The 11102-nt window shown below is 62.3% G+C and carries 8 protein-coding genes; 4 read left to right on the top strand and 4 right to left on the bottom strand.

The window, feature by feature from the left end; all coding sequences use genetic code 11:
- Nucleotides 1–4: 4 nt before the first annotated feature.
- Entirely contained in the window at nt 5–1069 is a 1065-nt protein-coding gene (locus ACZ5G6_RS13030; protein ID WP_498685890.1) for a YeiH family protein, read from the bottom strand.
- Between the two features lie 111 nt (nt 1070–1180).
- Between ACZ5G6_RS13030 and ACZ5G6_RS13025 the strand changes: the two genes are divergently transcribed.
- The 3 genes from ACZ5G6_RS13025 (at nt 1181) to ACZ5G6_RS13015 (ending at nt 4594) form a co-directional block, all read left to right on the top strand.
- On the top strand, nt 1181–2737 hold the full coding sequence (locus tag ACZ5G6_RS13025) for a circularly permuted type 2 ATP-grasp protein (RefSeq protein ID WP_498685889.1): 1557 nt from the start codon (nt 1181–1183) through the stop codon (nt 2735–2737).
- 82 nt (nt 2738–2819) lie between these two features.
- Nucleotides 2820–3746 (top strand): alpha-E domain-containing protein, encoded by a 927-nt coding sequence (locus ACZ5G6_RS13020; protein ID WP_144648266.1) that lies wholly within the window; start codon nt 2820–2822, stop codon nt 3744–3746.
- A complete protein-coding gene (locus tag ACZ5G6_RS13015; protein WP_498685888.1) occupies nt 3743–4594 on the top strand; it encodes a transglutaminase family protein in 852 nt (283 codons plus the stop codon). The genes ACZ5G6_RS13020 and ACZ5G6_RS13015 overlap by 4 nt, the downstream gene beginning before the upstream one ends.
- Nucleotides 4595–4597: 3 nt before the next feature.
- Here the strand turns inward: ACZ5G6_RS13015 and ACZ5G6_RS13010 are convergent, their stop codons facing one another.
- Together ACZ5G6_RS13010 and glgC are read right to left on the bottom strand one after the other, a co-directional pair.
- The gene (locus ACZ5G6_RS13010) at nt 4598–6049 is read right to left on the bottom strand and encodes an SDR family NAD(P)-dependent oxidoreductase (RefSeq protein WP_223932834.1); all 1452 of its coding nucleotides are present in this window, start codon (nt 6047–6049) and stop codon (nt 4598–4600) included.
- Between the two features lie 76 nt (nt 6050–6125).
- Entirely contained in the window at nt 6126–7538 is a 1413-nt protein-coding gene (glgC, locus tag ACZ5G6_RS13005; protein WP_223932833.1) for a glucose-1-phosphate adenylyltransferase, read from the bottom strand.
- 93 nt (nt 7539–7631) lie between these two features.
- On the opposite strand from glgC, the gene glgA reads away from it, so the two are divergent.
- A complete protein-coding gene (gene glgA, locus ACZ5G6_RS13000) occupies nt 7632–8828 on the top strand; it encodes a glycogen synthase (RefSeq protein ID WP_498685887.1) in 1197 nt (398 codons plus the stop codon).
- A gap of 121 nt (nt 8829–8949) precedes the next feature.
- Here glgA and ACZ5G6_RS12995 read toward each other — a convergent pair whose 3' ends face one another.
- Entirely contained in the window at nt 8950–11073 is a 2124-nt protein-coding gene (locus ACZ5G6_RS12995; RefSeq protein WP_498685886.1) for an acyl-CoA dehydrogenase family protein, read from the bottom strand.
- Nucleotides 11074–11102 lie beyond the last annotated feature (29 nt).

Here is an 11102-nt window from a genome sequence, read left to right as displayed (position 1 = left end):
ACAGCTATCTAATCATGATCCATACGGCACCCAGGCCCAGCGTTGCAATCAGCAGCCATGATCCCAATGCCACCGCGACGGCGCGGCCTCCGGTGTGGATCAGGGTGCGGACACGCACGGCGGAACCGAGCCCAAACAGGGCAGTCGCGAGCAGGATGTCCTGTACTCCAGCGGCCGCTTCCAGCGCTGCAGGTGGCGCCCATCCCAGGGTGCGGACGCCCACCATCGCGATGAAGCCGAGGACGAACAGAGGGACAATCGGGGGAAACCTGCCGTCGCCGTCGTCCTTTCCTGATTGGCCTGGCATTCCGTTCGCCCGTCGCCGTACGTGCATCACCCGCTGGTGCAGCCCTGCTGCCGCGGCGATGGGCGCCAAGAGGACCACGCGCGTCAGTTTCACGACGACGGCGACAGCCAGCGCCGCTGTTCCGGCAGTTTGGGCGGTGGCAACCACTTGGCCGACATCATGCACCGACGCACCTGTCCACGCACCGAATTGTTCCGGGTTCAGGCCCAGGGGGTGCATGAGGAGGGGCAGCACGCCAATCGCCAGAGTTCCACACAAGGTCACGAGCGCCACAGGAAGTACTGTGTCCTGGTGTTTGACCCGCCTCACCGCTGCCATGGCACCGATGGCCGACGCACCACAAATCGAGAACCCCGTGGCGATCAGGAGAGCAGCCTCGTCCGGAAGGCGCAGGATTTTTGCGAGCCCGTAGGTCCCCGCGAAACTCAGTAAGACCACGGCCGCAATAAGGAGCAGTGCCAACCAGCTCAATCCAAGGACGTCGCCCATGCTCACCTTGAGCCCGAGCAGGACGATTCCGGCACGCATGAGGTGCTTCCCGGCGAAGTCCAGGCCAGGCCTGGCGCGCCCCGCGGCCCAGACTGCGGTACCCGGTATATTTGCAGAGAGCAGGCCCAATGCAACAGCGAGCGTCATGACGGGAATGACCCCAAATGCGGGAAATACCGCGTGGACGGTGAAGGCGACCCCCGTTGCGGCAATGCTCAGGACCAACCCGGGCCCCAGCCGGGACAGGTGGGGTGCAAGACTGTTGAAGGGCATGCCTCAACCCTGCCGGATGGGGGCACGGAAAGGCGAACCGGGAGTCCCCGGAAACCACGACACAATCAGTGCGAAATGCGCTTGACTCAAAAAGGTGATTGTCTAATTCCCATGTCTGACCTATTCCAGGATTATTCCGAGGCCGCTGCGCGCAGTGGCGCCTATGACGAGATGTTTGCACCAGGCCACGTCGCCAGAAAATCCTACGGTCAGGTTGCCGGTGCACTGCGCGAGCTCTCCCTGGCCGATGTCACCGCACGTGCCGATTCCATGGCGCGCACGTTCCTGGACCGCGGCGTGACATTCGACTACGCGGGGGAGGAGCGGCCGTTCCCGCTGGACATCGTCCCGCGCGTGGTCCCGGCGGACGAGTGGGACGTCCTTGAACGCGGCGTGGCACAGCGGGTCAAGGCGCTTGAAGCGTTCCTCAACGATGTCTATGGCCGGATGGCCGTGGTTACCGACGGCGTTATTCCCCGGCAACTCGTTACCACAAGCGCCCACTTCCACCGTGAGGTTCATGGCTTCGAACCTTCCGGTGGCGTGCGCGTCCACGTGTCCGGTATCGACGTCGTCCGTGATGCCGCCGGCACCTTCCGGGTCCTCGAGGACAACGTCCGCGTGCCCTCCGGAGTGAGCTACGTACTGGAGAACCGCCGCGCCATGGCCAAGGGCCTGCCCGAGGCCTTCGGCCAGCAACACATTCGGCCGGTAGAGGAGTACCCCCGCAGGCTCCTCTCGGCACTGCGCAAGACCGCACCAGCCGGCGTCGACGACCCCACGGTTGTGGTCCTCACCCCCGGGGTCTTTAACAGCGCGTATTTTGAGCACACCCTCCTTGCCGGACTCATGGGCGTGGAGTTGGTGGAAGGGCGGGACCTGATCTGCCGCGGCAACCGTGTGTACATGCGGACCACCGCGGGCGAACAGCGCGTGGATGTCATCTATAAGCGCATCGACGACGACTTCCTGGACCCCCTGCAGTTCCGTTCGGATTCCATGCTTGGTTGCCCAGGCCTGGTCAACGCTGCCCGTGCTGGCGGCGTGACCATCGCCAACGCCGTGGGCAACGGCGTAGCCGATGACAAGCTCGTGTACAGTTACGTGCCTGACCTGATCCGGTACTACCTTCACGAAGAGCCGATCATCGCCAACGTCGACACTTTCCGGCTCGAGGAAAAGGAAGCCAGGGAACATGTTCTGGACCGCTTGGAGGAGCTGGTGGTCAAGCCGGTCGACGGTTCAGGCGGCAAGGGCCTGGTTATCGGTCCTGACGCCTCCAAGGATGAGCTTGATGCTTTGCGGAAGCGCGTGATTGCTGATCCCCGTGGCTGGATCGCCCAGCCCGTCCTTCAACTCTCCACGGTGCCCACGCTGTCCGGAGACAAATTCGGCCCCCGGCACGTGGACCTGCGTCCCTTTGCGGTCAACGACGGCGACGACGTCTGGGTCCTGCCCGGCGGCCTGACCCGGGTGGCGCTGAAGGAAGGTTCCCTGATTGTGAATTCCAGCCAAGGCGGCGGTTCCAAGGACACCTGGGTGTTGGCCAATTCGCCGCAAATGCCGGCTGAGATCATTCCGCGCCAGTCGGTGACCGTCCGCGAACAGGTTTCTGTATGGCCTGTGGAAAGCAACTGGCGCGACCGCCAAACGGAGCAGCAGCAGTGAACAGGGCCCCAAGCCTCAAAGGAACCCTTATTTCATCAACCTCTGAACTTCGACAAGCACCACGCGAAGGAGGCACAGTTCCATGCTGAGCCGTATTGCCGAGTCACTTTTCTGGATCGGACGCTATGTAGAGCGGGCCGACGGCACTGCCAGGATTCTGGATGTGCACCTGGAGCGCCTGAACCACTTGCCCTTGGAGGAACAACGCAGTGTGGCCAGGGAACTCCTCGCCGTCATGGGTGCAAAACCACAAAGCGAAGATTTCGGACTGCCCGAGTTGTTGCATGCCCTTGCCTATGACAAGCAAAGCGCATCGTCCATCGCAGGCTCGCTTGGTGCTGCCCGCGAGAATGCTCGCAGGGCGCGGGAGACCGTCTCGCAGTCGCTCTGGGAAAGCCTTAACACCACGTATTACGGCCTCAACCAGCATCGCAAGGACGTCGTGGGAACCTACCGTTTCTGCAATTGGGTCCTGGAACGGACCGCCATGGTGCGTGGGCTGGCGGACACCACCGTTAGCCACGACGAGAGCTGGCTGTTCATGGTGCTCGGGCGCTCCCTTGAGCGTGCCGATATGACTGCCCGCATGCTTTCCACGCGCGACGTCCAGTCCGCCGGAATGTCGTGGGTCAACATGTTGCGGTGCGCTGGCGCCTACGAGTCCTTCATCCGGACCCGGAGGGCGGCATTTGGCGACCAGCACGCAGCTGAGTTCCTGCTTCTGGACCGGCTGTTCCCGCGCTCGATCGTCTACGCGCTCCGTGACGCCGACGAGTGCCTGGCGAAGCTGGATCCTTCCGCGCAGCGGGTCGGCTTTATCAACGATGCCCGTCGCATCGTTGGGCAGGCCAGAACGTTCCTTGAATTCCATCGGACGGATGACCTGATGTCCGAATTGCCCGAGCATATGGAACGTGTGCAGAAAGCCGTGACCCAGGCTTCGGACGCGATTTCCCGTAAGTATTTCAATCAGGCTGATGAGCACGCCTGGGTGGGAGAAGTTTCATGACCAGGCTGAATATCGTCCACAAGACGGCCTACAAATACAACCGGCGCGTGACGTTGTCCTACAACGAGGCGCGCATGACTCCGCTGACGGACGGCCAGCAGGTGGTCCTGGAATCCTCGTTGAAGGTTTCGCCCAATCAGGCTTCTGTCAGCACCTACCGCGACTACTGGGGGACCCGGGTCACTGCCTTCGACATGCAGATGCCGCATGAGAGCCTTGAGGTCCTTGCGACGGCCACCGTGGAAGTGCACCGGACCGAGCGTGTGGCAACCGAGGATGACATCGTGGGCTGGGACGTCATCGCGTCCGGAAAGATCCAGGACGAATTCAGCGATTGGTTGCCCCAGTCCCGCCTGAGCGGTCCCGGCGAGGAAGTCCTGGGCATTATTCCAGGCGTGGTTCAGGGTAAGAACCCTCACGAGGCCGCGCTGGCGGTCTTTTCGTGGATGGCCGGCGAGATGACGTACATGAAGGGCACCACAGGTGTCACGACGAATGCCGAACAGGCGTGGAACCAACGCCAGGGCGTCTGCCAGGACCTTGCCCACTTGGCTATCGGCGCGTTGCGCAGCCGGGGCATTCCTGCCCGCTACGTTTCGGGCTACATCCATCCCCGCTCGTCCGCTGATATCGGCGAAACGGTTGCCGGGCAGTCCCACGCGTGGCTGGAGTGGTGGGACGGTGAATGGCGCAGCTGGGATCCCACCAACCATAAGCCTGCAGGCGATTACCACGTGACAGTGGCCAGGGGGCGGGATTACCGGGATGTACCGCCGCTGAAAGGCATTTTGTCTGGCGGCGGCGGTTCGGGGCTGTCTGTTTCCGTGGAGATTACCCGCCTCGCGTAGGGCCTACCAGGGCGAGGGCTTGTAGTCCTTGAGGAACACGCCGTACTGGTCCTCGCCCTTTTCACCCATCACGATGGGGTCATAGACGCGGGCGGCGCCGTCCACCAGGTCCAGGGGTGCGTGGAATCCTTCTTCCATCAGCCGCACCTTGGTGTAGTGCGGGCGTTCATCGGTGATCCAGCCGGTGTCCACCGCTGTCATGAGGATGCCATCGGAATCCAACATTTCCTGCGCGCTGGTGCGCGTCATCATGTTCAGGGCAGCTTTGGCCATGTTGGTGTGAGGATGTCCCGGTCCCTTGTAAGCACGGGAGAACTGGCCTTCCATGGCCGAAACGTTCACGATGTACTTTCGTCGCGCCGTCGAGCGTTTCATGGCATCGCGCAAGCGGCTGACGAGCAGGAACGGTGCCGTCACGTTACAGAGCTGTACTTCGAGCATTTCGAGCGGATCCACCTCGTCCACCACCTGCGTCCAGCTGTTGATCGTGGCGAGGTCCGGGACCAGCCCACCGGCGTCAATAGCCGTTCCGGATTCGATACGGGCCAAAGATGCCGAACCCGTGGAGAGCGCCAGGGAAGTGATCGCATCGCCGGCAAGGACAGGATGTTCGGTGACGCTGCTGGCCAGGGCCAGCGGATGCTTGTCATGGGCGTGCCCGAACGTGACCAGCTCGGGTCCGCCGTTGGCAGCCTCCAAAGCGGCGGGCAACGGCTCGTCCTCGGCGTCAACCAGAGGTTTGTAGGCGTTTCCTGAGCGCCGCACAGTCTGGGCGGCGTTATTGATGATGATGTCCAGCGGCCCGGCTTTGTTCAGGGAGTCCGTCAGGGCCATTACCTGCGCGGGATCACGGAGGTCGATGCCAACGATCCGCAGGCGGTGCAGCCAATCCGCGCTGTCTTCCATGGCGGCAAACCGGCGTGCCGCGTCCTTGGGGAAACGGGTGGTGATGGTGGTGTGGGCGCCATCCCTGAGCAGGCGGAGCGCAATGTACATACCGATCTTGGCACGCCCACCGGTCAACAAGGCATTTCGGCCGGTGAGGTCCGTACGGGCATCACGTTTGCTGTGGCTGAAGGCCGCGCACTCGGGGCACAGCTGGTGGTAGAACGCGTCCACCTGCGTGTAGTGCTGCTTGCAGATATAGCAGGGACGTGAACGGATCAGGTGGCCCGCGATTTCGCCAGTTGCTGACGGAGCAAGCTTGTTGCCACGGGTTTCGTCATCAATGCGGTCCGGTGCGGCTGTGGCGGTGAGGGCAATGACTGCACGGTCCGCTTCCGCAATCAGATCCCGCTTGGTCACGCGGCGGTGGCGCTTGACAGCTTTAAACATCTTGCCCGTTGCACGGCGAACCGCGACGTAGTCCGGGTGCTCCTCGTCGTAGACGTGGATTGTGGTCAGAACCTTGAGGCAGGCCTGGATCTCTTCAGGCGTCAGATCGGTGGAGCTCATTGACCTGATTTTACAGCCTTGGGAGACTACGGCCTGCCTCGGGTTCTGCTACTGCAGCGGCTGGTGGGACGGGACCCTAGCGGGCAGCGCCCTGTGACGTTGCGTCTACCACCCTGGCCTGGATTCCGGCAGCTACCTTTTCGGCCGAATCCCGGATCACGGGGTCATCCTGCGTGGCAGCCTTGACGGCTTCCGGCAGACTCCGGCGGTACTCCGCGGACAAGGCGAGCTCTGCTTCGCCAGGTTCCGGGACAAGCTGCCCCTTGGCAAGGACGGTGATCCCGGATTCGGTGACCTTGTATCCGCGGGCCTTGTCCAACGCCGGATCCAGTCCGATCGCGGCGCCGGCGGGGACCTTGACGTTCTTGTCCAGGATTGCCCGCTTGATCACGGCACCTTCGCCAACGCGGACCTTATCCATCAGCACGGAGTCCTGGACGCGGCTGCCCGCCTCCACGAAGACGTCGTTGGACAGTACGGAACCTTCGACGATGCCGCCTGAGATCACCACTCCGCTGGCAACAATGGAGTCCAGGGCAGTACCCACGGTGCTGTTACCACCGCGCACAAACTTGGCGGGAGGGGAGATGCTCTGGCGGGTGTAGATGGGCCATTCGGAGTTGTACAGATTGAAGATCGGCATGGGGGAGATGAGGTCAACGTGGGCGTCGTAGAAGGAGTCGATGGTGCCGACGTCCCGCCAGTAGGTACGGTCACGTTCCGTCGCACCAGGAATGTCGTTAAGCGTGAAGTCGTAGACCCCGGCTTCGCCCTTGTCCACGAAGTAGGGAATGATGTCGCCGCCCATGTCGTGCTTTGTATCAAGGCGCTCGGCGTCAACGTGCAGCGCCTCAACCAGGGCGTCGGCGTTGAAGACGTAGTTGCCCATGGAGGCGAGGAACTGGGTGGGATCGGCTGCCAGCCCGGGCGTGCTGGCCGGTTTCTCGACGAATGCTGCAATCTTCTGGGGATCGTTCTGGTCAACCTCGATGACGCCGAACTGGTTGGCCATGTTCAGCGGCTGCCGGACGGCTGCTACGGTAGCCTTCGCGCCGCTGGCAATGTGCTGTTCCACCATTTGAGAGAAGTCCATGCGGTAAACGTGGTCTGCGCCGACCACAACCACAATGTCCGGAGCGTCGTCGTGAATAAGGTTCAGCGACTGGTAAATGGCGTTCGCACTGCCAAGGAACCAGCTCTTGCCGACGCGTTGCTGCGCCGGAACGGAGGCTACATAGCGGCCCAACTGCGTGGACATACGCCAAGTCTCGGAGATATGGCGGTCCAGGCTGTGCGACTTGTACTGCGTCAGGACCACGATTCTCAAATATCCCGAATTGACCAGATTCGATAGTGCAAAGTCAATAAGTCTGTAGCCCCCTGCAAACGGAACTGCTGGCTTGGCCCTGTCCGCCGTCAAAGGCATGAGACGGTTGCCTTCGCCGCCAGCCAACACGATTGCCAATACTTTCTTCAACGCCATGGTCATAGCTCCCCGTACGTCTTCGTAGCCCCCAAAAGTCCGATTTTCCGGACTCTTTCACACTAGAACACATAAGCCGGAACGACTACGTTGGGTAACGTGCGAATAGACATTGTGACTAAAGAATTCCCTCCGGAAATTTATGGCGGTGCCGGTGTCCACGTTGCCGAGCTCAGCCGGGTGCTGGCGAAGCACGTGGATCTTCATGTTCGGGCGTTTGGCGCCCCACGTGACGCCGACTACCATGGCGCCACCGTCGCCTCCTACGCCACGCCCGAAGACCTCGGTGACGCCAACGCCGCCATCCAGACCCTGGGCGTTGATCTTCGGATCGTTCCGGACATTGCGGGAGCGGACCTCGTCCACTCGCACACCTGGTACGCCAATATGGCAGGACACCTGGCTTCGCTGTTGCACGGCATTCCGCACGTGCTCAGCGCCCACAGCCTTGAGCCGCTGCGCCCTTGGAAGGCCGAACAGCTTGGGGGCGGCTACGCGTTGTCATCGTGGGTTGAGAAGACGGCCTACGAAGCGGCTGCCGCGATCATCGCCGTATCGGATGGAATGCGGCAGGACATCCTGCGCAGCTACCCCGACGTGGACCCGGCCAAGGTTCGTGTGGTCCACAACGGAATCGACGTTTCGTTGTGGGAACGGGACGAAGAGGACGACGCCATCCGCGCGTTGGGAATCGATCCTGCCAAACCGAGCGTGGTTTTCGTTGGCCGGAACACGCGTCAAAAAGGCGTGCCCTACCTGCTGCGCGCCGCTTCCAGCCTTCCCGCGGACGTGCAGCTTGTCCTCTGCCTGGGCGCGGCCGATACTCCCGAATTGGCGGCTGAAACGGCACGCCTGATTGAGGAACTCCAGAGCAAGCGTGAGGGTGTCATCCTGATTGAGCGGATGCTCCCGCGCCGGGAACTCATCCAGGTCCTCAGCCACGCCACCGCATTCGCCTGCCCCTCCATCTACGAACCGCTGGGCATCGTTAATCTTGAAGCTATGGCTTGCGGCGCCGCCGTCGTGGCAAGTGCTACCGGCGGCATTCCAGAAGTCGTCCAGCATGGCGAGACCGGCCTCCTGGTTCCGTTGGAGCAGGTCACTGACGGTACGGGAACACCGCTTGATCCTGAAAAATTCGTGGCCGATTTCGCTGCAGCCCTGAACGAAGTAGTCGCCGATCCAGAGCGCGCCCGCAAGATGGGCATTGCGGGCCGGCGCCGTGCCGAGGAACATTTCTCGTGGGAATCCATCACCGAAACGACGCTCGAGGTGTACCGGTCAGTGCTTAACTGAGCAACAAACCGTCCTGAAAAGCAGGCCAAACCACGACGGCGCCGCCCCCTGCCTGGGGGACGGCGCCGTCGCGCTTTGGCGAAACTTCCGAAAAAGTTCACCGTTCGGAAATCACGTCCTGCTAGCGGGACTTTGACGCTTTCAAGGCCAGTAACGACTTCTCGTCGGCCGGTGCGGAGCCGCTGGCGCGCTGTTTACGGAAGTGGATGGCGGCCTCATCCTGTCGCCGCGCTTCAGCGCCGGTCGCGATTGCGGCGCGCAGGTGCTCGGGGCCGTAGCCAAAGGCCTCCACAAGGTCAAGCGCGTGCGGACGGATCTTGACCAGCAGCCGGTTGATGTAGGTGCCCACGGTCCGGCCACGCTGCATCGAGAGCCGGCCGTTCATGAGGTACCACGCCAGGTGCTTCTCGATAAGCGAAAGACCGAACAGATCACGCAGCCATGTGAGGACCCGCTTGGTTCCGTCGTCGGAAACCTCGGCCAACGCCTCCGTGAAGGCTTCCCACTGGAGCAACTCGGCGTGTGCCTGCGCGGCTTCTATGAGTTCGTGCTGGTGCTGGTTGAAGAGGGCCGCGGCCTGGTGCTGGGGCAGCTTATTGGCGCCTTTCAGCGCAGCCCCGACTTCCGCCACCATGGACTGCACGCGGTCAGTCAGCAGGGTCCTCTGGCCTTCCTCGTCGCGCAAAGCCAGCGCTGCTTTCTGCACCGAACCCGTGTCCGCTACGAACTGGGCAACTTGGCGAAGTCCCGTCCGGTGCAAAGCGACGCCAGCGGCCTGGTCCACTACGTAACGTGCGAGCACGCCGAAGTCGGCACTGCGGAATTCCTTGGCATAGTCAGCCAGGAGACGTTTGGCCACCAACTGCAGCAGGACGGTGTTATCGCCTTCAAACGTCACATAAACGTCAAGGTCCGCACGCAGCGAGGCAAAGCGGTTCTCGATCAGGAATCCCGCGCCACCGCAGGCTTCACGGCATTCCTGCAGGGTGTCCAGGGCGTGCCACGTGCTGAGCGGCTTCAGAGCCGCTGCCAATGTTTCCAGGTCCTGGCGGTCGGCGTCAGTGTCGTGGGCACCGGAGAAGACGTCGTCGAACTTCTGCAGAAGCTGCTCGTGGGCAAAACTGGCAGCGTAGGTGGTGGCGAGCCGGGTGAACAGGCGCCGCTGGTGACGCTGATAGTCCAGCAGGACTTCTTCATCAGTGGGGGAAGATGCATTGAACTGACGGCGCTCGGTGGCGTACTGGATGGCTGTTTTGAGCGCCACCTTGCTGGCTGCCACAGCGGCACCGTCCAGGGAGACCCGGCCTTGGACCAAGGTTCCGAGCATGGTGAAGAAGCGGCGGCCGGGGCTTTCGATCGTTGATGAATACGTACCATCCACGGCTACGTCGCCATAGCGGTTCAGGAGGTTGGTGCGGGGGATACGCACATCAGTGAAATGCAGCCTTCCGTTGTCAATGCCGTTGAGGCCGCCCTTGATTCCGTCGTCCTCCCCGCCAATCCCTGGCAGGAACTCTTTGGTGACGGGATCCCGCAGCTCTACATAGAAGGCGTGGACGCCGTGGTTGACGTTCCTGGTGACCAGCTGTGCAAAGACGACGGCGGCAAGGCCATCGTTTGCCGCGTTGCCGATATAGTCCTTCCAGGCTGCCCGGAACGGGGTGTTGATGACGAATTCCTGGCGCGCCTCGTCATAGGTGGCCGTGGTGGCGATGCTTGCGACGTCGGAGCCGTGGCCGGTCTCGGTCATCGCGAAACAACCCGGGATGGCCAGGCTCATGATTCCGGGGAGCCATTGGTCGTGGTGCCCGCGGGTACCTAGGTGCATGACAGCGGAGCCAAAGAGGCCCCATTGAACGCCGGCCTTGATCTGCAGCGACGGGTCTGCCGTGACGAGTTCTTCGAATCCGGCAATGTTGCCGCCGTGGTCATCTGAGCCGCCCATGCGGGTGGGAAACGCCCGGTGCACGGCATTGTTATCCACCAGGAACTTCAACTGTTCGAACACGCGGGCCCGGTGTTCGGTGTGATGGAGCCCTTCAATTTTCTGGACATCGGGATGACCCGCTATTTCGCGGGCCTGGCGCCGGATGTGGGCCCACTTGCCCAGGAGCTGCTCGCCGAGCCCTGCGACGTCGACCACCGGGTCCCCAACCTGGCCGGCGGATCCACCAGTGTGCACTGCCGCTTCCTCGCGGCCGGATGGTTGATGGGCTGACGACGCCCGGTCCACTACTTCAGTCATGTTGATTCCTTCTTTGGTTCCTACAACTG

The sequence above is a fragment of the Arthrobacter sp. TmtSoilC51 genome, from assembly GCF_055388015.1.
Note: the sequence above shows the minus strand (reverse complement) of the source record. Positions and strands in the feature narration are given on the sequence as shown.

What these genes read in the sequence shown, in the direction of transcription:
- ACZ5G6_RS13030 (WP_498685890.1), bottom strand. Translation starts at nt 1,069, where the DNA reads ATGCCCTTCAACAGTCTTGCACCCCACCTGTCCCGGCTGGGGCCCGGG.
- ACZ5G6_RS13025 (WP_498685889.1), top strand. Translation starts at nt 1,181, where the DNA reads ATGTCTGACCTATTCCAGGATTATTCCGAGGCCGCTGCGCGCAGTGGC.
- ACZ5G6_RS13020 (WP_144648266.1), top strand. Translation starts at nt 2,820, where the DNA reads ATGCTGAGCCGTATTGCCGAGTCACTTTTCTGGATCGGACGCTATGTA.
- ACZ5G6_RS13015 (WP_498685888.1), top strand. Translation starts at nt 3,743, where the DNA reads ATGACCAGGCTGAATATCGTCCACAAGACGGCCTACAAATACAACCGG.
- ACZ5G6_RS13010 (WP_223932834.1), bottom strand. Translation starts at nt 6,049, where the DNA reads ATGAGCTCCACCGATCTGACGCCTGAAGAGATCCAGGCCTGCCTCAAG.
- glgC (WP_223932833.1), bottom strand. Translation starts at nt 7,538, where the DNA reads ATGACCATGGCGTTGAAGAAAGTATTGGCAATCGTGTTGGCTGGCGGC.
- ACZ5G6_RS12995 (WP_498685886.1), bottom strand. Translation starts at nt 11,073, where the DNA reads ATGACTGAAGTAGTGGACCGGGCGTCGTCAGCCCATCAACCATCCGGC.